The organism is Prosthecobacter fusiformis, from assembly GCF_004364345.1.
Taxonomy (GTDB): Bacteria; Verrucomicrobiota; Verrucomicrobiia; order Verrucomicrobiales; family Verrucomicrobiaceae; genus Prosthecobacter; species Prosthecobacter fusiformis.
Genome location: NZ_SOCA01000003.1, coordinates 790,961 through 813,610, shown reverse-complemented (window position 1 = coordinate 813,610; position 22,650 = coordinate 790,961). Strand labels below are relative to the sequence as shown.

19 protein-coding genes, 1 other RNA gene and 1 pseudogene are annotated in these 22,650 nt (G+C 57.3%); 2 read left to right on the top strand and 19 right to left on the bottom strand.

What is annotated here, in order from left to right; genetic code table 11:
- Nucleotides 1-136: 136 nt before the first annotated feature.
- The 3 genes from EI77_RS12655 to EI77_RS12645 form a co-directional block, all read right to left on the bottom strand.
- A complete protein-coding gene (locus EI77_RS12655) occupies nt 137-2,077 on the bottom strand; it encodes a hypothetical protein (protein WP_133795619.1) in 1,941 nt (646 codons plus the stop codon).
- A 117-nt stretch (nt 2,078-2,194) separates the two neighbouring features.
- Nucleotides 2,195-4,873 (bottom strand): DNA translocase FtsK, encoded by a 2,679-nt coding sequence (locus EI77_RS12650; protein WP_133795618.1) that lies wholly within the window; start codon nt 4,871-4,873, stop codon nt 2,195-2,197.
- Nucleotides 4,874-4,988: 115 nt separating this feature from the next.
- Nucleotides 4,989-5,474: a gamma carbonic anhydrase family protein gene (locus tag EI77_RS12645; protein WP_243838826.1), complete on the bottom strand. Its 486-nt coding sequence runs from the start codon at nt 5,472-5,474 to the stop codon at nt 4,989-4,991.
- Nucleotides 5,475-5,664: 190 nt separating this feature from the next.
- On the opposite strand from EI77_RS12645, the gene EI77_RS12640 reads away from it, so the two are divergent.
- A complete protein-coding gene (locus EI77_RS12640) occupies nt 5,665-5,940 on the top strand; it encodes an HU family DNA-binding protein (protein ID WP_133795616.1) in 276 nt (91 codons plus the stop codon).
- Nucleotides 5,941-6,037: 97 nt separating this feature from the next.
- On the opposite strand, the gene EI77_RS12635 is transcribed toward EI77_RS12640, so the two are convergent.
- From EI77_RS12635 to EI77_RS12590, 10 genes are all read right to left on the bottom strand, one after another.
- Nucleotides 6,038-6,859, bottom strand: a complete 822-nt coding sequence (locus tag EI77_RS12635; RefSeq protein WP_166647220.1) for a helix-turn-helix domain-containing protein — start codon at nt 6,857-6,859, stop codon at nt 6,038-6,040.
- 127 nt (nt 6,860-6,986) lie between these two features.
- Nucleotides 6,987-7,631 carry a response regulator gene (locus EI77_RS12630; protein WP_243838825.1) on the bottom strand — a complete coding sequence of 215 codons (645 nt, stop codon included), beginning with the start codon at nt 7,629-7,631 and terminating at the stop codon, nt 6,987-6,989.
- A complete protein-coding gene (locus EI77_RS12625; RefSeq protein WP_166647219.1) occupies nt 7,628-9,058 on the bottom strand; it encodes a PAS domain-containing sensor histidine kinase in 1,431 nt (476 codons plus the stop codon). The genes EI77_RS12630 and EI77_RS12625 overlap by 4 nt, the downstream gene beginning before the upstream one ends.
- Nucleotides 9,059-9,209: 151 nt before the next feature.
- The gene (locus EI77_RS12620; RefSeq protein WP_133795613.1) at nt 9,210-10,118 is read right to left on the bottom strand and encodes a universal stress protein; all 909 of its coding nucleotides are present in this window, start codon (nt 10,116-10,118) and stop codon (nt 9,210-9,212) included.
- An 82-nt stretch (nt 10,119-10,200) separates the two neighbouring features.
- Complete coding sequence (locus tag EI77_RS12615) at nt 10,201-12,597, bottom strand: heavy metal translocating P-type ATPase (RefSeq protein ID WP_133795612.1); 2,397 nt, start codon at nt 12,595-12,597, stop codon at nt 10,201-10,203.
- Between the two features lie 118 nt (nt 12,598-12,715).
- An RNA gene (gene rnpB, locus EI77_RS12610) (RNase P RNA component class A) lies at nt 12,716-13,159 on the bottom strand.
- 306 nt (nt 13,160-13,465) lie between these two features.
- Nucleotides 13,466-14,143: a response regulator transcription factor gene (locus tag EI77_RS12605; RefSeq protein WP_133795611.1), complete on the bottom strand. Its 678-nt coding sequence runs from the start codon at nt 14,141-14,143 to the stop codon at nt 13,466-13,468.
- On the bottom strand, nt 14,140-15,918 hold the full coding sequence (locus tag EI77_RS12600) for a PAS domain-containing sensor histidine kinase (RefSeq protein WP_133795610.1): 1,779 nt from the start codon (nt 15,916-15,918) through the stop codon (nt 14,140-14,142). The genes EI77_RS12605 and EI77_RS12600 overlap by 4 nt, the downstream gene beginning before the upstream one ends.
- Nucleotides 15,915-16,898 carry an ABC transporter substrate-binding protein gene (locus EI77_RS12595; protein ID WP_166647218.1) on the bottom strand — a complete coding sequence of 328 codons (984 nt, stop codon included), beginning with the start codon at nt 16,896-16,898 and terminating at the stop codon, nt 15,915-15,917. The genes EI77_RS12600 and EI77_RS12595 overlap by 4 nt, the downstream gene beginning before the upstream one ends.
- Before the next feature lie 89 nt (nt 16,899-16,987).
- A complete protein-coding gene (locus tag EI77_RS12590) occupies nt 16,988-18,454 on the bottom strand; it encodes a DUF1501 domain-containing protein (protein ID WP_133795608.1) in 1,467 nt (488 codons plus the stop codon).
- A gap of 92 nt (nt 18,455-18,546) precedes the next feature.
- Between EI77_RS12590 and EI77_RS12585 the strand changes: the two genes are divergently transcribed.
- Nucleotides 18,547-19,734, top strand: coding sequence for a 3-keto-disaccharide hydrolase (locus EI77_RS12585; RefSeq protein WP_133795607.1), 1,188 nt, complete (start codon nt 18,547-18,549; stop codon nt 19,732-19,734).
- 124 nt (nt 19,735-19,858) lie between these two features.
- On the opposite strand, the gene EI77_RS12580 is transcribed toward EI77_RS12585, so the two are convergent.
- From EI77_RS12580 to EI77_RS23365, 6 genes and pseudogenes are all read right to left on the bottom strand, one after another.
- Entirely contained in the window at nt 19,859-20,002 is a 144-nt protein-coding gene (locus EI77_RS12580) for an entericidin A/B family lipoprotein (RefSeq protein WP_133795606.1), read from the bottom strand.
- Between the two features lie 108 nt (nt 20,003-20,110).
- A complete protein-coding gene (locus tag EI77_RS12575; protein ID WP_133795605.1) occupies nt 20,111-20,443 on the bottom strand; it encodes a hypothetical protein in 333 nt (110 codons plus the stop codon).
- Nucleotides 20,440-20,712, bottom strand: coding sequence for a DUF883 C-terminal domain-containing protein (locus tag EI77_RS12570; protein WP_133795604.1), 273 nt, complete (start codon nt 20,710-20,712; stop codon nt 20,440-20,442). Before EI77_RS12570 ends, EI77_RS12575 begins: the two co-directional genes overlap by 4 nt.
- Nucleotides 20,713-20,829: 117 nt before the next feature.
- Nucleotides 20,830-21,708: a YihY/virulence factor BrkB family protein gene (locus EI77_RS12565; RefSeq protein ID WP_133795603.1), complete on the bottom strand. Its 879-nt coding sequence runs from the start codon at nt 21,706-21,708 to the stop codon at nt 20,830-20,832.
- A gap of 82 nt (nt 21,709-21,790) precedes the next feature.
- Nucleotides 21,791-22,225, bottom strand: a complete 435-nt coding sequence (locus tag EI77_RS12560; RefSeq protein WP_133795602.1) for a Crp/Fnr family transcriptional regulator — start codon at nt 22,223-22,225, stop codon at nt 21,791-21,793.
- Between the two features lie 35 nt (nt 22,226-22,260).
- Nucleotides 22,261-22,650 (bottom strand): annotated as a pseudogene (locus tag EI77_RS23365) (hypothetical protein); the annotation flags it as partial.

The window sequence follows — 22,650 nt, the reverse complement described above, 5'->3', positions numbered from 1 at the left end:
TGCTGGCCTGCGGGATGGGCGCATTTCAGCCTGAGGTTCATGCCTCACTTCGCGATCGCGATAACCAACGTCCATCAAAACAAAAAGGCCGGAGCACAGGCATTGCCCGCACTCCGGCCCAAGATGTGATCAATGGTTATTCCGCTTTCTTCTCAGCCTCTGGATCAATGATCGTTGTGGGCATTTCAGGAGCCATCGGCTCTTCTTCAAGAGTCTCTTCTTCAGGCTCAATCACTGGAGCAGCCGTCTTGTTCAGTTCAGCGTCAGCTTCAACCGCTTCCGGGCCTTCTTCGCCTTCGATGACATTCAGTTCAGGCTCACCAGACTCAGCCTCCAAATCATCCGAGGACGGACCTGGGGAGGACTCATTCAGCTCTTCCTGAGCTTCCAGACTGACGCCTTCGAGTGAACCGATGTGCGAAACTTCCTCGGAAACCGGTGCTTCTTCTGAGGCTACTTCAGAAGGAGCTTCATCCGTGGCCGTTGCAGCCTCCGCCGCGCCTGCCTGACTGTCTTCTTTGGACTCGCCTTCAGCAGATTTGGGTGCTGCTTTTTCTTTCGTTGATGCAGCCTGGGGCTCACCCTGAACACCGAGGAAGACCATGCCGTCACTGTATTCAATGACGTAACCTTCATTCGTGAGCCAGCGCAGGTCCTTGAGAACCGAGATCTGATCATCCGTGAGCTGCGGTTTGGCCTCACCTTCAGCCACCGGTTCGGCACTCGGCACGATGGCCTCCACCAGTTTAGCCAGCGGCATGCCTGGAGCCGTTTTAAGGACTTCGACAATCTTTGCCACGCGCTCGGAAAAGACCACACCTGGATCAATGGCACGCGGCTTGACGCGGCAGACGAAGAGCTTGCCAGCGCGGCGCTTGAAAAGCTTCAAACCACGGCGCTCAAATCCGCCACCCAGTTTCTGGGACATTTCGAAAAGATGCTTGCGGGCACCTTCAGCGGCATTGCGCAGCATGATGCCCAGGATGTGGGTGATCTTGGCCTTGTCCTGGCTGCCAGGGACCACGACTTCACGACCTTCGATGACGGCATCTTCACTGTGAGTGCGGCGGAAATGCGCCTCCATTTCAGCACGGCTGCTGAATACGACTGGCTCGGCACCTTCAGCCTGATCTTTGATATAAACCCAGCGCTGGCCTTTTTTCTGTTTTTCCTTCCACTGGGCCACTAGCTCAGGGTTCGCCTCGTTGCGGACGCGGCGCTTGTATTCTTCCAGTGGCATGTTGGCAAAGCGCTCGCGATGCATGCGCAGCAGCGATGACTGGAAGCTGTGATGGCTTGGTGGCCCCAGCAATTCCCCGGTCATGCCGCAGACGCCGATGGTCTTGAAATCACCCTTCGGCTCTTCCATCTCGATCTCTTCCACCTTGTAATAGGCCTCAATGGCAGCGCTGCGAAGCACATGGCTAAGGGCCTCTTCACGGTTCAAAAACAGACCTCCATCGCCTGCTGTTACGAACAGACCTGTAGGGCGTTCGGGAGCACAGCTAAAACGTGCATGAAAACGGTCCCCTTCAGCCAGCACCAGACGTGCGGCATCAAACATGCTGAAAGCGTGACCGCTGCTGCGGATGTGATTGGCCAGTGCCTCAGCAGATTTGTCTTCCGGCTCAATGAGGACTTTGATGTCCTTGGGGATTTCCACCCACTCACGTTGCGGGCGCTCTGGACCACGGTCACGGTCACCAAAACGGCGCGGGCCACCACGGTCATCGCGGCGAGGGCCACCGCCCTGGCCTGGAGGGCCGTCACGACGCGGGCGAAATTCACCACGGTCACGGCTCTGACCACCAGCGGCTCCAGGGCCGCCGCCAAATCCACCGCCGCCATCACGACGCGGGGGCGGTCCCCCACGGCGTTCACCACCACCACCACCGCCACGGCGGTCTGGGCCTCCTTCACGGCGGGGTCCGCGGTCTTCGCGTTCCTCGTATTTGCTCAGATTGCCAGGGGCACTCATGCCAGCGACCCAGGCGGGCATCATGCGTAGGTCAGAGAGGTCCACCATCCCAGCGGGTTTCGGGGTTGATGTTTCAGGAGTCGCTTCAGGTTCAGTCATGACAGGTGATCAGGACGCGCAGTATGGCGCAACTTCTGCATTGTCGCCAACTTTGTTCGTAAACCTGACGCTGGAATCGTCGTCTGGCAATTTGCTCTATCGGAACGTCACCGCTCCTCAGATCATGTCCATGTCCACCAGGATTTCGCGAGGTTTGGCGCCTTCACCTGGGCCGATGATGCCCCGGTCTTCCAAAATATCCATCATGCGGGCAGCGCGGCCATAGCCCAATTTCAAACGGCGCTGGAACAAACTCGTGGATGCTTTTTTCTCCTGGCGGATGACTTCCAGGCACTTCTCCAGGGTATCTTCCTCCTCACTGCTGACGCCGCTTCCATCCTCATCCTCGTCATCACCCATCTCTCCGGTTTCATCATCCACCTTCACATCAAAGATGGGTTTTCCCTGTGCGACGCAGCGTTCCACCACAGCATGGATTTCATCATCCGTGACCAGGGCGCCCTGGCTGCGGATGGGCTGTGCACCACCTGGCGGCACATAAAGCATGTCCCCTTTGCCCACCAGATTTTCCGCCCCTTTACGGTCCAAGATCACGCGGCTATCCAGAGCACTGGAGACCTGGAAGGCAATGCGGGTCGGGATGTTGGCCTTGATCACCCCGGTGATGACATCCGCACGGGGCGTCTGCGTGGCGACAATGAGGTGGATGCCGGCTGCGCGGGCCATCTGGGTGATGCGGGCAATGGCCACCTCGATATCCGCAGGGGCGGTCTGCATCAGGTCCGCCAGCTCATCAATGATGACGACAATGTAAGGCAGTGTATCCGGGATGATGAACTCCTGGCTGCGGGCTTTGGGACGGGGCGGCTGGGAATCGCCCACCCAATCTCCATTGTGATCCACTGGCAGCTCAACTGGCAGCGTTTCAGACTCCAGTTCCTTCGCCACTTCCGGATCATCCCAGGGTGCCGTTGTACCGTCCACTAAATGGTCAGCCGCAGCAGCCGCCCGGGCAAAGGCGCTGGAGACGCGTACATCATCCTTGCCAGCCGAGGTGACGGCAGCACGGGCTGGTTTCGCGGATGCTTCAGGCACGGGATTGGCGGCGGCCTCAGCAGCGGCGGCAGCCTTTTTGGCTTCATTAGCGGCCGCGCGCTTGCGGTTGCGGTTGTTGAAGGTTTCGAAGTTACGGCAGGCTTCCTGGGCGAACATCTGGTAGCGGCTTTCCATTTCCCGGACCACCCAGCGCAGAGCCAGCAGCGCTTTTTTTGGATCCGTCACCACTGGCACGGCCAGATGCGGCAGTTCCGCATAGTTCTGCATTTCCACCACCTTTGGGTCGATCATGATGAAACGCAGTTCATCAGGGGCGAATCGGCACAGGAGGCTGGTAATGATGCCATTGATGCAAACAGATTTCCCTGAACCCGTCGCACCAGCCACGAGCAGGTGAGGCATCGCGGCCAGATCGCCGATGATCGTCTTGCCATACACATCCTTGCCCAGTGCGATGGGCAGCTTGGCCTTGCCATTGGAGAAAACTTCATCTTCCAGCAGCTCACGGATCGGCACGATCACCTTGTCCCGGTTCGCCAGCTCGATCCCCACCGTGTCTTTACCTGGGATGGGTGCGAGAATGTTGATGCGCTCCGCACACGTGGCGCGGGCGATGTCATCATCCAGGGCCGCGATACGGGCCACCCGCAACCCGTCCACAGGCCGCACCTCATACCGCGTGATGGCTGGCCCGCGTGTGATGTCACCAGCCTCCACCTTCACATTGAAGCTGGCTAGCGCCTTGATGATTGTGTCCTGCACGGCCAGGAGCTCGCGCGTATCCGTTGGCTTATGCAATGACTCATCGGGCCAGGAGAGCAGGTCCAATTCCGGGAGTTTATAATCTTTAAAACGCACTGCCAGATTGCCCAGCGTACCGTGAGGTGCCTGCTCCAGCTTCTGAGCGCGCTTTTTCTCCCACACCTCAGAAAGCCGCGGCTTGTCTGGAGTATCGGAATGACTGCGCGAAGCCGAGGAATCAATGATCTTCGGCTTCGCAGGTTCAAAGGTGAGGCCCAGCTCTGGGGTGACCAGCGGACCTGGAGGAGTTGTCTCCGCCTTGATCTCCGAAGAGCTCGTTTTACGCCGACGTGTCGGTGCCGAAACAGCCGTCGGATTTCCGTCGAATTCGGTCTCGCGAGCAGCGATTTCACGGCGGATCTGATAGGTCTCCCAGGCTTGAGTGATCTCCTGCCGAATGGCCTGCAAGGCCTGCAAGGGATGGATGCCGCTGGCCAGGAAAAAGCCCACCGCATAAATACCTGCCAGAAAAACAGTGGACCCCACTTTGCCCAAAAGATTCGCCAGGATGCTGCCGCCGATCACATACCCCAGCCCGCCCCCACCACCGAGAGGAGTGATATCGTCACGCTGGTTCAGGACATCCTGCACCTCAAAAATGGCCGCTGTGGTGATGACCATCAAGGCCACGCCTAACCATGAACGACCCGTCACTTTCACATTGGAAGCCAGTTTGCATACGCCAAACCAGGTCACGCTAAAAGGCACCAGATACGTCGCCATACCCGCCAGGAAAAGGGAATAGCCCGCCAGCAAGGCCCCCATGCGCCCGATAAAATTATGCGTCACCACACTTGGCTGGTCGGTCGGGCTCAGGTGACTCCAGGCGGGAAGATCGCGCGGGTCATAGGAAACGAGCGCCAGCAGATACATCGCGGCCAGCACCAGCATCGCAATGCCGACTGCATCGTTCCAAGGGCTCTCTTTCTCCTGCACACGGGCACGAGCAGGACGGTTTTTAGCGAGTTCAGCAGCCATGGAAATCGGGGAGCGAGGATTAACTCAGCAGATCAGACAATCAACAATACCAAATTAAATAGCCAACTCAATCCTTTAAATTCGAATTTCCATACTCCCACTCCCCTGCCCTGGATCACTCAGCCATCCCCGCCTTCAGATAGCGGCGAGAAACTTCCACATATTTCATCGCCAGCCGCCCATTGGCCGCCTGCTCCTCTTCTGTCAAAGCTCTCACCACACGGGCGGGTGAACCGACAACCAGCGAACCCTCCGGGATCACCTTCCCTTTCGTCACCAGCGCCCCTGCGGCGATGATGCTGCGAGTCCCGATGACGGCTCCGTCCAAGATGATGGCTCCCATGCCGATGAGGACTTCATCCCCCACTGTGCAAGCATGGACAATCGCCCGATGCCCCACCGTAACCCGTTCACCCAGAACGCAAGCATGGTCATCACTGACATGCAGCACACTGCCATCCTGCACGTTACTTTGGGCACCGACCACGATGCGATTGATGTCACCCCGCAGCACGCTTGTATACCAAACACTCGATTCACGACCCAGCTCCACTGCCCCGATAACCACGGCTCCAGGAGCAATGAATGCGGAAGAATGCACGGTCGGTTGAGTTTCAGGAATGAAGAATTGATTTAGTGGGTGATGGCTCATGAATCCGCATGAATACAGGGGTTGCCGCGATTTTTATGTTTGACGTAAACGAACGCTTGGAGTCTTAATCGCGCACAATTCCGCTTATCACCAAGCGTGGATAGCCTCAACTCGAACCATAACCAACACCAGCATCAACATGAACAAAGCTGAACTCCTGGAACTCGTGCAGAAGAATCTCGGTCCTGAAACCTCTAAGCGCGCTGCCGCTGACGCTCTGGACGCCGTCCTCGTCGCTCTGGCCAAAGGCATCAAAAAAGAAGGCAACGTGCAACTCATCGGCTTCGGCACTTTCAAAGTCGCCAAGCGCGCTGCCCGCACTGGCCGCAACCCAAAGACCGGCGAATCCATGAAAATCAAGGCGTCCAAAAACGTCCGTTTCGTGGCTTCCAGCGCACTCAAAGGTTCTCTGTAATTTTCTAATTCGTGATCCTTTACTGGATGACGCAAAAACCCCGCGTTCTCTCCTGAGACGCGGGGTTTTTAATGGCTATTTCAAGGCACCCAGGAGATCACGCCGCAACCATGGTGGGCGAGTGGCCATCCTTCATCCGTCCGCGATACTCAGTCGGGGATTCGCTGGCGATACGGCGGAAGCTGCGATTGAAATGGGACAGGCTCTGGAAGCCGACGTCATAAGCCACTTCAGTGATGCGGGCAGCGGGTTTCATTAGCATGCGCTTGGCCTTCTCCACCCGTGCCCGGTTGACGAAATCAGTGAAGGTCAGACCCGTGGCCCGCTTGAAGATTTTGCAGAAGTGGAAAGGACTCACGTTCACCGCTTTCGCCACGGCTTCCAGGGTCATTTGCTCTGCCAGATGGGCATGAATAAAGATCTTCGCATTGCGCACTGCCTCGGGTTCATGCGTGGCATGGGCAAAGAGAAGCCGGTGCGCACTTTCCCCGAGTTGCAGGGCAAAGGAGCGCAGCAACGCCAGGGCCGCCTCATACCGTACAGGTTCCATCACGGGCACTTGGTGAAAGTGCACACGGGCGGATCTCACTTCATCCGCACTCCGGTCGTCTTCCAGCAGCGCACTGGCCAGGGGGGCAAAGGTCTGCGCATTCGCTGGCTCCAGGCGGACACCGCCCGTTTGTAAAAGGGCCACCGGATTTTTCCCCACGCGCACCGGCACCAAAGTCTCCACCACACCGGAAACGGATTTGTTCGTTACCAGCGTTTCAATGTGTTCCATGTCCCCCTGTGCACGCAATGTCAGGGGCAGATCCGTGAGAGTATGGAAGGCGCGCTGATACTGCTGAAAAAGATCGCTCTCCGATAGAGTTTCAATGAAACGTTGGCGTCCGTTGGCCTGGGAAGTTTGAGTTTGCATAGGGCGGGGTGGGTTAAGGTGACGCCTTGATGCTAGGCTGCGCATCGCCCCGCCTCTATTGGGGTCGGCTACGGTCCCGCGCATGATGGAACACCGCAATTGTGGTGTAATGGAAACCAGTAGCCACTCACACCTTCGCCCGGCTTTCCACCCACTGGACGGCATAGCACACCAGCGCCGCCCCGTCTGTGATGGCCAGCTTGTCCTTAATGTGCGCCCGATGCGCCTCCACCGTCCGCGCACTGATGCACAGCTTCTCCGCGATGACCTTTGTGGCCACGCCACGTCCGATCATCTCCAGCACCTCCAGCTCACGATCCGTCAGTGCCTCCAGGCTTGCCGTTTTTGTCCGGTTGCCGATCACCTGCTCCATCATCCGGCTGGCCATGCCTTCACTCACATAAATGCCGCCAGACAGGACCTTGCGCGCCGCTGTGATGAGGTGGTCCGCCGCCGCCTCTTTCATGATGTATCCCCGTGCGCCAGCACGCAGCGCCCGTTCACCATACATCGCCTCATCATGCATGGAGAGCACCAGACACAGCGTGCCCGGATGCATCGCCTGGATGTCCTTCAGCAGTTCCAGTCCGTTCTTATCTGGCAAGGTCAGATCGATCACCACCAAGTCTGGCTTTAAAGCTCCCACCGCCACCAGGCCATCGCGGGCATTGCCAGCCTCCCCGCACACATCCAGTCCTTCTTCTGCACGGATCAACTGCGCCAGGCCGTGGCGCATGATGGGATGGTCATCAATCAACAGCAGACGTTTCACAGTTTTTTGCGGGTCACGGGTTGTTTAGATGCAGATGAGACAGGCACGGTACAGCGTACCACCGTGCCGCCAAAATCATCATGCTGCACCGTCAGCATACCGCCCATCATCCGCGCACGATGAGTCATCGTCAGCAGCCCCATGCCGGTGCTATGCCCAGGCACATTGTCAGGAATGCCCACCCCATTATCTCGGATGCAAAGCAGCAGATGCCCCTCCTCCTCCGCCAGCGTAATCTCGATCCGCTCCGCATGGCTGTGCTTGATCGCATTCGCCACCGCCTCCTGCGCAATGCGGAAGAGCTGCGTGGCCATCGTATTGTCCGGCACCTCCACCGGCCGCTCGCAGCGGAAGGGGCAGCTCACGCGGAAGATGCGCTCCGTGCCCTGCGTCAGCTCTGCCAGCGCCGCCATCAGCCCTGCGGCATCCAGCACCACCGGCATCAGGCCGCGGGACATCTCACGCGCACGCACATTCGCCTGTGTCACCAATTGGACGATCTCGTGCAGATTTGCCGCTTCCGCATTCCCGCTCTTTTGCAATTGTTGGTGCGCCACTTTGGCCAGACAGCCGATGGCCGCCAATTGCTGGCACAGGTCATCATGGATGTCCTGGCCGATGCGGTGCTGCTCTTCCTCGCTGATCTGCAAAATCTTTTCTTCCAGTATCTTGCGGTCAGTCAGGTCACGGATGATTCCCGTAAAGACCCGCCTTCCCTCAGGCAGCCGGGCTTCACCCACAGACAGGTCCATGGGGAAAACTGTCCCGTCTTTCCGCTGCCCCACCACCTCACGCCCGATGCCGATGATCTTCTTCACCCCCGTATTCAGATAGTTCTGCACGTAGCTGTCATGCTTGTCACGATACGGCTGCGGCATCAGCATCTGGATGTTCCGCCCCACCATTTCGTCCCGGGAATAACCAAAGATGCGTTCAGTCGCGCTATTCACCGTCTCGATCACTTTCTCCTCATTGATGGTGATGATCGCGTTCACCGCCGTCTCCAGCACCGCGCTGCTGCGTTTTTCAGAGGACACCAGCGCCTCACGCGTCAGTTGCAGTTCCGTCACATCGCGGCCCATGCACAGGATGCCAGTCACCCTTCCCTCGTCATCCTTAATGTCAGAATGAAACCACTCCACATGCCGCTGCCCGCCATCATGCTGTAGCAGCGGCTTCACATGACTGCGGCTGCGATCCGTCCCCGCACTGCCCCGGCACAGCAGCGCCGCTGCCGCCCGATGGTCCTGCGGGATCAGATTTTCCACCCAGTCCTTGCCAGTCATCTCCTCGCTGTTATACCCCGTCAGTTGCTCCAGGCCACGGCTCATCCACTGGATCCGTCCCTTCGTATCCAGTCCCAGCACCAGCATCCCGGCATGGTCCATCAGACTTTGGAGCAGGGCAGGATCGGTAATCGGAATCATGTCGGAGTGGTCCTCATGTTCCTTGCCATGGTCATGTCTGTCAAGGCAGCCCCCCTTGCCCCCGCACGTCCCCTTGCCCGTGCAGACACATCCGGTTCTAAAACTCGATGCAGGAAGCGCTGCGGGCACGGCGGGGGTACTCATAAATTAATTAGGCTGCATCTTTGCCAAAACCTTCCGGCTTCACCGCCAGGATAGAGCACGGCGCATTCGCCACGATCTTCTCCGCCGTCGTACCGATCAGCAACTCGCGAAGACCTGTTTTACCCCGCGTGCCCAGCACCACCATGTCCGCATGCGTTTCCTTCACATGATCCAAGATCGCCTCTCGGATATTGACCCGCTCCAGCACCAGTGAATTCACCGTCACCCCTGGAAATTCTTTCTTCAGGGGCTCCATGAAATTTACCAAATCTTCCTGCCAGATACCCATCGCCTGCGCATCTGTCCCCAGGGGCATCGGTGCCACCAGCCCCCCATAGTCCAATGACATCGCCAGTGCTGATTGATAAACATGCAAGCAATCCAGGGAGGCACCGTCCTGCTGCGCCAGTTTCAGTGCGCACTGCACCGCCTTGATCGAGTTTTCAGAAAAGTCCACACACGTCACCAGATGCTTGAATGGACCCACCGCATCTTCACGCACCAGCATCACATCCACCGGCGCTTTGCGCACACACTTCGCCGCAATCACCCCCACCCGCCCCGGATCATTCCGTGAACCCTTGGCCCCCATGATCAAAAGATCCGCCGCATGGACACGGCATGCCTCAGACAACTCCAAAAAAGGATGCCCGATCCTGACCTCGATTTCCACATGCGCAGTCCCCAGGTCAGATTCCTCCACAAACGTCTTCAAGCGCTTTTGAAAGTCCGCCCTCACCGTCGCCAGATCCGTTGAAAGCGCCCGCTTCAACTCATGCGCCAAAAACTCATCCATGACATGCACCGCAGTCATAGTCGCCTCATTGGCAGCCGCGATGCGCACCGCCTCACGCAATGCATTTCTGCACGAAGGGGTAAAATCAATCGCCGCGATGATGTTGGAGTAAGCTTTCATAATAGTTATGGATGAATGGTACAGGTTTAGACACCTGTTTGCCCCTCAGCGTTTGCTTTGTTCTGAGCGCCCCTTGTCTCACTCAGGCCAAAGCAGGCCGCTTCAATTGCGCACGGGGCCTGGTCTTCAGGATCACACGCGCTTCATTCTGCCTCTGTGCAGCAAAAGTACCCGCCACGATGCTCAGCGTAGCCACGGAGCTCAGCGGCATCAAAATCGCCGCTGCCAGTGGGCTCAGATGCCCCATCAGTCCGGCTACCACCGTGGCGATGTTATAGACCACCGAGAACGCAAACACCCGTCTCGTTGCCCTGCGGTGCAGCCGTGCTGTATCCAGCAGACCGCTCACAAAACGCAGGCTCTGTCCCAGGAAAAAGAAGTCCGCCTTTTGCTCCAAAAAGCTGCGTCCTGTCACCGGGCTGCCCGCACACAGCGCCGCATCAAAGGCCAGGCTGTCATTGGCCCCATCACCAATATACAGCGTATCATCCTCATCCTGCTCCGCCACCCAGGCAGCCTTTTCCTCCGGTGTCATGCCCGATATCCACCGCTCCGGTTTCAGTCCCAATTGCGTCGCGATGTGAGCCACCTTGGCCTCCCGGTCCCCACTCAGGATGTGCACCCGCAGCCCACGCAGTCCAAGAGCCCTCACTTCTTCCACCGATTCCCCACGCAATTCATCCCGAAATAAAAATCCAGCCACCGCATGCCCATTGCGCGTGAACAGCGCATCGCTTCCAGCCCCTTTTCCCAGCGCCCACACCACCCCTTCCCCGTCCCTCCATTGCAGCCCCTGGCCGATGACCTCGGTCACTTCCGCCTCAGTAGCCGCCGTGCCAGGCCCCACGGCATCAAACAAACTCCGGCTCACCGGATGCAGATTCCCCGTTACCAGGGTCCGCAGAGCTAGCAAGGCCGCCCCGTCCAGAGCCTTCAATGCTTGGGGATTTTCCAGCACCGGATTCTCCAGGGTCAGCGTCCCCGTTTTGTCAAAAACCACGCGTCGCACCCGCATCAGCCGCTTCCACAGTCCCAGGTTGCGCACAAAAACACCCAGCCGTTCCGCCCGTGAAGCCGCCAGTTCCTCCGCCAGTGGCACGGCTACTCCCAGTGCGCAGGGACAGGACACCACAAAAATGGAAATCATCACCTGCAGTGCCGCAGCCACCCCAGCCCCATTCATCAGCCACCAGCCAGCGCCGCCTATTCCCACCCCCACGACCACCATCAAATAAACCCGCAGCAGACGCTCCAGTTTTAAGTCCCGGTATTCACCAGGGCGTCTGGCCTCCAGCAATTTCCGCAGCGTACTCTCCTGCCATCCTTCCAACGCCTCCGCCTCCACGGACCGCGTCCCGATGTTCAACGCACCGGACGGCAGCATCTGCCCCTCACTCCGCTGCTGCGCATCACTTTCCCCATTGATCCATTCCAGGCTTACAAAAGCGTGATCACTCAGCAGCCTGCAAGCCACCGGGATGGATTGCCCGGCCTTGATGGTAAACTTCACCCCGGCCTTCAGCACGCTCAGCGGCTTCATTTGCTCTTCACCCAGCACCTTCACACACTCAGGCACCGAGGTGTCCCGCATCAGTTTCCTGCGATTCCTCTCCACCGCTGCCTGCTGTGCCCATCGCCCGGCCAGCATCAGAAAAATAAAGATCGCCACAAAATCAAAATACTTCAGTCCCTCCACCCCGGCGATCCATCCGCCCATGGATCCCGCATACGCAGCAATGATCCCCAGCGCGATCGGCGCATCAATGTGCAGCATTCCTACACGCAGGCTCTGCCAGGCTTTGCCAATGAAGTAGCTTCCTCCCACCAGCATGGCCAGTGTTGCCGAAACTGCAGCGATCATGTCAAACCAGGAGGCAAAAGCGAATTCCGCAGGCATCCCAAAATAAGCTGGCAGGGAAAAAGCCATCGCATTCATGGCGAACGCGCCGCACACACCCATCCGCCGTTCCAGTCCCTTGTCTTGCCCCCGCTGCTCTCCCTCCTGCGGTGGGCCTACCAGGTAACCAAACGATTGCAGATCCTTCGCAAAAGCGACCGGATCAAACAACGCCTGGGCATACACCACCGTCATATCGCCGTGGACCACATCCACATTCACCCTCAAACCACCCGCCTGACGGGTGAAGACCTTCTCGATCAACCACACGCAGCCGATGCAGGATATCCCCTGGAGTGAGAGCCGCAGTTCCATCGTCTCTGCCCGACTGGCCGGCGTCAGTGGTGCTGAAAGTTTCGCGTTATTTCCACTTAGTTCCTCTAGCCAGTCGTAGTCCCGTTCCCGCAAGCTCTGCGGGGAAACCGGTGGCAGTGATAGCCCCCCCTTCAGATCATAAAAATGATCCAGTCCCTGCCGGTGCAGCAGATCATGCACATACAGACAGCCAGTACAGCAAAAGCCATCCTCACGCTGGCTCGGTACAGGTGTGCCGCAGTGCTTGCAGAGGACAGAAGATAACATCGCCCTATCCTATCCATCAGCCCCGGCTCCGCCTCCCACCCCTTGCCTATAATCCCTCACCCCTTGCGGTTTATCCTTTATTCAGTCTCGATCAAACGGAGCCCTCAAAGAGAGAAGAAAAGTGGGTCGGCCATCATAAGCCGGATTTTGTGCCTTCAGCCTCGCGGCCTCCAGCGTGGTCATTTATCTGACGGCCTCCCGCAAGCGAGACACCGACTCCTGCTCACGCAGGATGCGACTATTACCCGGAGTTATCCACCTTCTTGCGAAGGCTTGCGGCCAGGCGGGCCTTTCTCCTGTTCTGTCTTGCACCGCATGGGGTTTGTCATGCCTCCTTCATTACTGTCGGAGCGGTGGGCTCTTACCCCGCCTTTTCACCCTTACCTGAAGAAGCCGAAACTCCCGCAGGCGGTTTGTTTTCTGTGACACTTTCCATTGCCCTGGGTTGCCCCAGAACCTCCGACGCTTGCGCGCGGCATGCTGCCTTTTGGTGTCCGGACTTTCCTCTCGTCCGCGAGCACCGCAAGCGGCCCTCCGACGAGCGACCACTCCGGCCGACCCACAGTCACCCTACTTCCCCCTTCCCCATTCGCCAAATGGAAACTGCATCCCTGGCCGTCCAACGCGGAAGTCCGCATACCGCTCTTGAATAAACGCCTAGATGTAATATCGTTAAACATTATTTATCTATGTGCATGACCATCCCCCGTCAAAATCCCCATGGGGAAATCGAATCCCCATGAAATCCCCATCACAACTCATTCATCCCCAAGCATTTACCCGGAAAATCCCCAGATGGGGATAAAATGAAATTCATCCCCATCTTCCCCAATCCGGCCCACCTGGCACCGCATCATCCTGGCATTCCTCACTCCGCCTTCTTGCCCAGCTTGCGCATTTCCACCCAGCGGATCGCAAATGAGGTCAATGAGGTACCTTCCGTCAGTTTCAGCTTTTGACGGATCTTCAGCTTATGCACATCCACCGTCTTTGGACTGATGCGCAATGTCTCGGCGATCTGGCCCGTGCTTCGCCCTTCACCAATCAATTGGAAGACCTCAAACTCACGGTCACTCAAATGATGAATGGCCCCATCCGGTCCCGGATTGGCTCCAGAAGAGAACGCCAGGAGAATGGTTTCAGACATCTTCTCACTCAGCGCAATTCCCCCGGAAAGGATGCGCTTCAGCGCCTTTTCAAAAGCACCATGTGGAGCATCCTTCATGACGTATCCCTTGGCGCCTGCCTTCAGGGCACGCTGTGCGTACAGCGTTTCATCATGCATGGAGACTACCAGCACCGGCAGGTCGGGATTCAGCACACGCACATCCTTGATCAGTTCCAGCCCGTTGCGGCCCGGCAGGGTGATGTCCACCACCAGGATGTCCGGCACGTCTTTTTCCAGCAGCTTCAGCGCCTCCTGCGCATCGGGTGCAGTCCAGGCGCAGGCAAAGCCCTCCAGGTTTTCCACAAACATTTTCAGACCTTCACGCATGAGCGTGTGATCATCCACAATAGCGATACGGTTGGGGGGCGGGGTATTCATAGAACTTCAGCAGTTTGGATTTCAGGGTTTGTAGAAAGTGGAATCAGGCATTCAACAGAGCTCACCGGCTCTTCACCATGAGCAGGAGGATGAAATTGCAGAGATGCCCCCAGGGCATCCAGACGCTGGCGTACCAAGTGCATCCCCATGCCCTCCACGCTGGCCGTGGTCGGTTTGTATGGCACCCCGTCATGCGTGATCAGCAGCCGAGCCTCTTGATGAGTCATTTCAAAACTGATCTCGATCCAGGTGGCGCTTGCATGCTTGGCCGCATTCGTCGCCAGTTCCTGCGCCACCCGGAAAATGTGGGTGGCCGATTCACCCGTCAGCGCTGTGTCCGTCGCGGAGCACTCCACCCGGCAGGGGATTTTAAAACCATGGGTGATGAAATCTCCCAGATCAGACAAAGCCGCCGTGATGCCCAGCGCCTCCACCCCCACCGGAGCCAGGCCGCGGGCAAATCCACGGGCAATGCCCGTCGCTTCCGAAAGATCATTGGCGAGCTCCGTGGCCAAGGGACCATGACTGCCCCCGGCCCGGGTCAGTGCGGATTGCAGCACCCCGGTTTTCATCAATGCAGCGGCCAGGCGCTGGCACAGATCATCATGCAGATCCATGCCGATCCTGCGCCGCTCATTTTCAGCTGTATCCAGCAGTCGTCTCTCCAGTGTTTTCCGTTCACTGACATCCATTGCGATTCCTGCTACGGCGCACGGCTCTTTCTCATTGGGGCCTGGAACGGCAAATCCACGGCAGCGCACCCAGCGCAGGTGCCCGTCTGGAGTCGCCACCCGGACCTCGATCTCCTGGCGCGGACCTCCCTGCCGCAGAGTGCGCAGCATTTCCAGGCAGCGGCGGCGGTCTTCCGGGACGATCGCATTCAACCAGTCCCAGCGGTATTTCCCCAATCGGGGAATAGCACGGGAAAAAACAGTCGTGTATGCCTCATTCACAAAGGCAGAACTGCCTTTCTCCACAGGTGCCAGCCAGAATACGTCACGCATCGTCGCTGCGATCTGACGCAAGCGCTGCTCAGACCTCCGCAGCCGCTCATGAGTCAGGCGCACTGCCTGGGATACTTGTGCCAGTTCATCCTTGCCCTGCATGGCAGGCATCGGCTCAGTCTCCAGGGACATCCCTTGCACTTGGCAGACCAGATTTTCCACCCGCTCTGTCACCACTTTTTTCAGCAGCAGCCACAGCGCCAGACAGCCGCCCATCAGCGCCATGGACTGAGCCAGAAGCGCGTGGAGTGCCATCGCTGTGGCCGATGCCAGGGGGATCTCCAGATCATACTCCAGAATGACACATCCCTTTCCTTGCTCCAAACCTTCCCAGAAAGGAAACACGGCCATCAGGCTTTTCCCAGGCTGCAGTTCCACCACCCTTCCTTCCATGGTCGCCCGCACTTCTTCCAGCAGCACTTCGGCCTTGGCCAGTGGCGTTTCTTGCAGTTGCTGACCGCGCATCTGCTGCATGGTGGCATGTCGCACCAGATCCTGGCCGTCGATGATGACCCCCATCCTCAAATCCTTGTTGGTGGAGCTATAGCTCAGTTCCAAATCTGCGGCCCGGGACACCTGGCGGCGCAACAGATGCTGGGACATTCCCGAAAGCCTGGAACCTTCCGCAAAGGCGTAGCTTGTCATCGTCATCTTCCGGCTTTGCTGCGAGCGCACATTCAGACGCAGAGCACTGATGCCAATCAGGATGACCCCGACGAGAAACAGGGACATGGAAATCTTAAACTGAAGGGATTGGAAAAGACGGCTCATGGCAGTTCCTCCAGCAGACTTGAATCAAACACTTCTGAAGGCTCCAGGCGTCCCCCCGAGATCGCGTCTTCAACGAGACCCTTCTGCAAATTCAAGAAAAAGTCCCCCAGCCAGGCATCTTTATGGCCTAACAACTTGCGATTTTCCTCCACGTCCACCCATTCCAGTCGGCTGATAATATTGGCGAAGACTTCCGCAGAAATCCCCTCACGCCGCAGCACAGGATCCACCTCAACTCCGCCTTCCACCAATTCCGGCACCCATTTAAAATGCGCTGTCATCAGCGCAATCAGGACCTCGCGGTATTCAATGATCGCATCTGGATGCACGGCCAGGACGCGCACAATGGAAGACCCAGGACGAGAGGTGTCATATACATTGTTGAGATTCAGGCTCCGCATCCTTTCTTTCCACGGCTCGGCCACCACCACTCCATCCAGCGAGAGCTGCCCGAATATCTCTTCCACCTCTGCCGGATTCAAAGGCACCGGTTGCACATCTGAAAGCTTGAGATTGGAGTTCTTCAGCGCCTTGCTCAGCAGCCACGAGCCCGAAGTGCGTGGCTCATACCCGATTCTGCCCCCCCGAAGTTCCTCCACCGAATTGATCCCCGGACGCGCCATCAGTAAGTCAGCTCCGCGAGAAATATCTGTGATCATCACGATCTTCAAAGGATACCCCTGGTGGATTTGGCGGATCACCTCATCCAGAGACAGGACCGCCGCATCCACCACACGATTTCCCACCGCTCGCATTGCCGCAGAGGTCCAGTTCATCTCGACGAGGTTAATCTTTCGGGCATCTAGCTCCCCGGCCTCCCTTGCCAAAATCCACGGTTCCGCCCCGGCCCACATTCCCACGGCCACCCGCAAAGGCTCAGACTGGGTGGGCGTCGGCAATTGCAGAGCCGCTGTCCAGAGCACTAAAACCAAAGCCACAACCACGATGCTTCCCAGGGAAATTAAAGGTCGTTGTTTCATGGATGGCTCTGCATTCTGCATGCGACTACAGCCTAACCACAAAGCCCCCCTGAGGGTCAATAGTCCTTTCCTTTATCTGTCTGTAAAGGTCATCCCAGAATTCCCTTTACCACGTGATGCTCCTCCACGCCCGTCAATCTCTGGTCCAGTCCCTGGAATTTAAAACTGAAGCGGCTATGGTCAATGCCCATCAGGTGCAGGATCGTCGCGTTCAGGTCATTGATGTGCACGGGATCTTTAACGATGTTGTAGCTGAAATCATCCGTCTCACCCCACACGGTCCCAGGTTTCACGCCGCCTCCGGCCATCCACATGCAGAAGTTTCGTGGATGATGGTCACGGCCATAATTATCCTCCGTCAAGGTCCCCTGAGAATAGACCGTCCGGCCGAACTCCCCACCCCAAACTACAAGTGTGTCATTGAGCAGACCACGCTGCTTCAGATCCATGACCAGCGCGGCACAGGCCTGGTCCGTATCCTTCACCTGGTTTCGCAAATGCTTGGGCAGGCTGTTATGCTGATCCCAGCCACGATGCAGGATCTGCACCACGCGTGTGCCGCGCTCGATCAATCTGCGGGCCATGATGGCACTGTGTGTAAAGCTCCCTGCGCGGTGCACATCCTCCCCATACATTTCCAGGGTGGCCTTGCTCTCCCGGCTCAGATCCGTCAGTTCCGGAACGCTGGACTGCATGCGGAACGCCATTTCATATTGAGCGATGCGGGTCTGGATCTCTGGATCTCCGATGCGGGAATGATTGATCTCATTGAGCTGGTTCAACGCATTGAGCATTGTCCTGCGGTCCCCCGGATTCACCCCAGGAGGATTCTTCACAAACAGCACAGGATCCCCCTGTCCACGCAATGCCACTCCCGTATATTTGGTGGGCAAAAAGCCGCTGCTCCACATGCGCGTGAACAACGCCTGGGCCGCACTTTCGGGCGGAAAGCTCGGGGTGAAAACGACGAACGCTGGCAGGTCGTTGCTCTCACTGCCCAGCCCATACGCCAACCAGGAGCCAATGCTCGCCTTGCCTGGGATTTCATTGCCAGTCATGACGAAAGTACAGGCCGGATCATGGTTGATCGCAGTCGTGTTCACCGTTTTCACCAGAGCAATGTCATCCACAATTTTAGCCGTGTGCGGCAGCAGCTCGCTCACCCATGTGCCGCTCTTGCCATGCTGCTGAAATTTAAACATCGAAGGTGCCACCGCCAGCCGGGACTGGCCGCTGGTCATCGTCGTGATGCGCTGTCCATTGCGCACACTCTCCGGCAGATCTTTGTCGAAGTATTGGCTCAGCCCCGGTTTATGATCCCACAGGTCCAACTGCGAGGGAGCCCCGTTCATGTGCAGATAAATCAGCCGTTTCGCTTTCGGCGCAAAATGCGGCAGACCCGGCATCGGCGGATGGATCATGCCCGGTGCGGGCGCTGCCGAAGCAAGGTCCCTCCCCAGCATCGAGGCCAGCGCAATGCTCCCTGCCCGCAGTCCCATATCCCCAAAAAACTGGCGGCGAGTCTGGGCAAGGTGGTAGTCGAGGAACGGATCCATACCAATAGTACGAAGCGAGTACGCATGAGTTTTCTTTTCCTGCAGGCTGCGTTGATGAATCTGGCGGTCACTCCGCGTTAAGTCTGCTCTCCATGAAGTTCTCCCTTTGCCTGCTCCCCATTTTTCTCCTGTCTATAAGTCATGCCCAGGATGAGCAGGGGTTTGTCCCCATGTTCAATGCCAATGACCTCAAGGGCTGGGTGAATGCTAATTGTGCTCCGGAAACATGGAGCATCAAGGACGGCGTCATCTCATGCAATGGTCGGCCTACTGGAGCCCTGCGTACCGAGCGACAATATGAAAACTTCATTCTGGAGGCCGAGTGGCGGCACCTGTCCAGCGCGGGAAACTCCGGCATCTTCGTCTGGGGCACTCCCATCACGGCACCGGGTGTACCTTTTCTGCGCGGGATTGAGGTTCAGATTCTGGATCACGGCTACATGAAAAATGCTGATCCGACTAAGCCCAGATGGTTCTCCACTCATGGGGATGTCTTTCCCATTCATGGTGCCACCATGAACCCGCATGGAGATTCCAACGGCATGCGCAGTTTCCCCAGCGAGGAACGCAGCAAACCCAGCCCCGAATGGAACCATTACCGGATTGAGGGCAACAACGGTCGTCTGACCCTCGCCGTAAATGGCAAGGTGGTCAGCGGTGGAGATGAATGCAATTACCGCAAAGGTTATCTGGCCTTGGAATCCGAAGGTGCACCTGTGGAGTTTCGCAATGTCCGCATTAAGGAACTGCCCTCCACCAACCCTGCTGCCGATGTCACGGCTCCGCTTGATCAAGGCTGGAAAGCCCTCTACACCGGCACTGATTTTCGCGGTTGGAATGTCCCCGCAGCCAGCAGTTCGCGCTGGGTCTCCGCCGACTGGCAAATCATGCTCGCCAAGGGTGCTGCAGCTGATCCACTTTGGAGTGCCCAGGAATATGGCGACTGTGAAATCATCTGTGATGTGAACCTTCCCAAGAGCACTGATCTCAGCAAAGCCGCTGCCGGCCTTTGCATGCGAGGCCTTAGCCGCCCACTTGTTTTGTTAGGCGCGGGTGAGGCATCCATCGTCATCGGTGCGGACAAGATTAAGCCAGGTCAGCGGTACCGCATCAAGGCCACACTCAAAGGCAACACCGTGCAAGTCCTGCTCACTGAAACCCAGGAAACCAATCCCCAGACCTTCGAAACCATTTTGGATTCCAAGTCCCCTGGCCCCATTGCTCTCGCCGACTTTGGTCAAACTGTTAGTTATGGCAATATTTTCATCCGCGAGCTTTGAGCTTCGCCATCCATGCCTGGCTGAAATAAGAACGAAGAGGCTGGCCACCAAGGAAAAGGCGCAGATGCTGCTTCGTAAAGCAAGACATCTGCGCCTTCACAACACAAGGTCGTGGTGTGGACTGCTAGCTAGCGGCCCGCTCAATATGGCGACCTGTTTTCTGGACGTCGCGACCAAAACCACGAGTGGTGTTGCAGCTTGTTCCGAGAATGGCAAAGAGTCCTGAGATGAGAACGAGAAGGACAATGCGTTGGCGTGAGGTTTTCATGACGTGGTTGTATTGATTGTTATACCGGGATGGCGAGCAGGCATCGCCACATAATATTCGCACGCGGTCAGCAAACTGGCTGTGCCAGTTTTTGATACAGACCGCCGCTCAATGGAAGAGTCCTTTGATACCGCGACTAAGCTTGTCAAAGGTACGATCAAGGTGAAGCTCGCCCACATGGCGAACGCCCCGGCTCATGGCGAGAGCACCTTCATCCGCAAGATCCGACAGGCGGTCCTGGATGTCCTCCAGGACTTGGAGGGCACGGTTCTGCGGAGTAGGTGCGAGGGACCGCGCCAGGAAGGCGGCGGCGACTCCCAGACCTGCTACCATGAGCAAGGTGCGTGTTGGATTCTCCCGCACACAGTTCTCCAGCGTTTCCAGAGGAGATTGGGCAGCGGTTGCGGCCGTGGTGGTCAAAGATGTTTCGGTAGTGGTCATGATGGGTTGGAAGGGGTACGGTTGTTTTTGCAGCAAAGCTCCAGGCCCTTCACAAGGCCCAGTGTGAGCAGAGTAGGACGAAGGAAGGTGGCTCCCAGAAAGGCAGCAGAGCCAAGGATGGCGCGAGCCGGCAGCATGGTGATCAGCAGTCCGACACCAAAGGCGGCCGCAGCGGCCTTGGTGGGATCTTCGTGAGCGAATTTTTTAACGTCGTCCAAGATCTGCTGGGCGGAGGAAACGGGGTCAATGGATGAAGGGTTCTCGTTCATGGCAGGGAGAGTATAAATGCAGACAGCAAAAATGCATGCTACACCCTTAGTATCGGATGAAAGTGCTACCTGAGCCGTATCTGCCGAACAAAAATTGCAATGAACCAGGGCCGAGTCCTACTTCGGCGGGCGGCGTGAGCCGAACCGCACGGTGTATAGGCGGGTAAATTCGGCGCCGAAAAAGAGGATCTGTGCGGAGTAGAAGACCCAGACCAAAATGATGATGAGGGATCCTGCCGCCCCATAGCTGGAGGCAAAGGCACTGCGGCCGAAGTAGAAGCCGAGGACAAATTTCCCGAGGACAAAAAGCAGGGCAGTCAAGATGGAGCCAGGACCGACATCTTTCCAGGTGATGCGGGTATCTGGCACCATGCGAAAGATGAGGGCGAATAGCAGAGTCACCACCACCAGCGAGACGGCTGAATTTCCAAGTTCCCAAGGGGCATCAAGTTCAGGAAAACGTGCCAGCAGGACGGCCCCGGCTGCTGAGATAAAGGCCGAAAAGAGGAAGGAAATCAGAGTGAGGAAACCCAGAGCAAAGACCATGACGAAGGAGAAGACACGCTCCTTCACTAAAAGAAAAACCGGATGCCGCTCTGATGACACGCCCCAGATTTGGTTGAGCGAACTCTGCAATTCACCAAACACTCCTGAGGCTCCGACAAGGAGCACGGCAAAGCCTAGAAGGGTGCTAAAAAAACTGGTGTTGTGAGGGGCTGAACTGGTGAGGATCATCTCCATCATTTCAGCTCCCTGACGGCCCACAAAGGACTGAAACTGATCGACAATTTCTTCCTTCGCCGCGTTGCGTTCGACAACGGTGCTGACGAGGGTGAGCACCAAAATGGCGAGGGGTGCCAGGGAGAAGACGGTGTAAAAGGAAAGCGCAGCGCCCATTTTAGGCCCCCGGTGTGCGTCCCACTGACGGTAAGTTTCCGCGAAAAGGCTGAGGAAGCCTTTGAATCTGCGGCGGAGCATGGACGGGATGTGGATCATGCTCAACCGAGTGGATAACAGGCTTATGAGGAAAGGCAGCAAGATCCGCTCCCATCTGCACAAACCTTTGTGGCTAAAGATATCAGCGATTCACCAAGTCCACCACTTTATCATTCATCTGACGGAGGCGTTTGGAAAGGCAGGTGGTGATGCGGCTGAGGAGACGATAAGCCACCTTGGGATTGGCAGCGTGCAGGCGGTCCAAACTATCGCGAGTAATGAGCCAGACTTCGGTCTCGTTGGCTGCGCACACCGTGGCGCTGGCAGGACCGGGATCAAAGACGCTGACTTCACCCAGAGAATCGCCTGACTCCAGGGAAGCGACTTTTTTATTCATGCCGTCAATGTCCTGGAAGACATCCAGCTTGCCTTTGAGGACTAGGTAAAGATGGTCGTTTTCGTCACCCTGCCTGATGACGACTTCTTCAGCCTGATAGGAGCGCGAGTCTCCAAAACTGGAGAGCAGGCTAAGTTCCTGGGGGGTAAAATTGGCGAGAAGAGGGGTGAGGGAAGGCATGGAGGCTGGGGATGAAACTGGGGGGTTGGAGGCGATCAACGTTTAATGACAGGCTGAACTGGTTTTGCCTCATTGGATACGGTCGTTTTCTGTTCAGCGATTACCTTTTCATATTTCTCCTTTAATCGCGAAACGGCACCGACTGAGTTGTCTTTTTCTTTGTCTTTGACCTTAAGGTCTTCGTTACCTTTGACGGCGGGATCTATTCCAACATCCTTTTTGATATCTGCGGCTTCTTTGGCGGCAGGGGATGAAGTGGAGTTGCGGCGGAAATTCAGTGAATCCCCAACGGAGACCTTGGTAGCATCCACCTTGGGGGCATCCACCTTGGGGGCATCCACCTTGGGGGCATCCACCTTGGGAGCCTCCACCTTGGGAGCCTCCACCTTGGGAGCCTCCACCTTTGGGGCATCCACCTTTGGGGC

What these genes read in the sequence shown, in the direction of transcription:
- EI77_RS12655 (WP_133795619.1), bottom strand. Translation starts at nt 2,077, where the DNA reads ATGACTGAACCTGAAGCGACTCCTGAAACATCAACCCCGAAACCCGCT.
- EI77_RS12650 (WP_133795618.1), bottom strand. Translation starts at nt 4,873, where the DNA reads ATGGCTGCTGAACTCGCTAAAAACCGTCCTGCTCGTGCCCGTGTGCAG.
- EI77_RS12640 (WP_133795616.1), top strand. Translation starts at nt 5,665, where the DNA reads ATGAACAAAGCTGAACTCCTGGAACTCGTGCAGAAGAATCTCGGTCCT.
- EI77_RS12635 (WP_166647220.1), bottom strand. Translation starts at nt 6,859, where the DNA reads ATGCAAACTCAAACTTCCCAGGCCAACGGACGCCAACGTTTCATTGAA.
- EI77_RS12625 (WP_166647219.1), bottom strand. Translation starts at nt 9,058, where the DNA reads ATGATTCCGATTACCGATCCTGCCCTGCTCCAAAGTCTGATGGACCAT.
- EI77_RS12620 (WP_133795613.1), bottom strand. Translation starts at nt 10,118, where the DNA reads ATGAAAGCTTACTCCAACATCATCGCGGCGATTGATTTTACCCCTTCG.
- EI77_RS12615 (WP_133795612.1), bottom strand. Translation starts at nt 12,597, where the DNA reads ATGTTATCTTCTGTCCTCTGCAAGCACTGCGGCACACCTGTACCGAGC.
- EI77_RS12605 (WP_133795611.1), bottom strand. Translation starts at nt 14,143, where the DNA reads ATGAATACCCCGCCCCCCAACCGTATCGCTATTGTGGATGATCACACG.
- EI77_RS12600 (WP_133795610.1), bottom strand. Translation starts at nt 15,918, where the DNA reads ATGAGCCGTCTTTTCCAATCCCTTCAGTTTAAGATTTCCATGTCCCTG.
- EI77_RS12595 (WP_166647218.1), bottom strand. Translation starts at nt 16,898, where the DNA reads ATGAAACAACGACCTTTAATTTCCCTGGGAAGCATCGTGGTTGTGGCT.
- EI77_RS12590 (WP_133795608.1), bottom strand. Translation starts at nt 18,454, where the DNA reads ATGGATCCGTTCCTCGACTACCACCTTGCCCAGACTCGCCGCCAGTTT.
- EI77_RS12585 (WP_133795607.1), top strand. Translation starts at nt 18,547, where the DNA reads ATGAAGTTCTCCCTTTGCCTGCTCCCCATTTTTCTCCTGTCTATAAGT.
- EI77_RS12580 (WP_133795606.1), bottom strand. Translation starts at nt 20,002, where the DNA reads ATGAAAACCTCACGCCAACGCATTGTCCTTCTCGTTCTCATCTCAGGA.
- EI77_RS12575 (WP_133795605.1), bottom strand. Translation starts at nt 20,443, where the DNA reads ATGACCACTACCGAAACATCTTTGACCACCACGGCCGCAACCGCTGCC.
- EI77_RS12570 (WP_133795604.1), bottom strand. Translation starts at nt 20,712, where the DNA reads ATGAACGAGAACCCTTCATCCATTGACCCCGTTTCCTCCGCCCAGCAG.
- EI77_RS12565 (WP_133795603.1), bottom strand. Translation starts at nt 21,708, where the DNA reads ATGATCCACATCCCGTCCATGCTCCGCCGCAGATTCAAAGGCTTCCTC.
- EI77_RS12560 (WP_133795602.1), bottom strand. Translation starts at nt 22,225, where the DNA reads ATGCCTTCCCTCACCCCTCTTCTCGCCAATTTTACCCCCCAGGAACTT.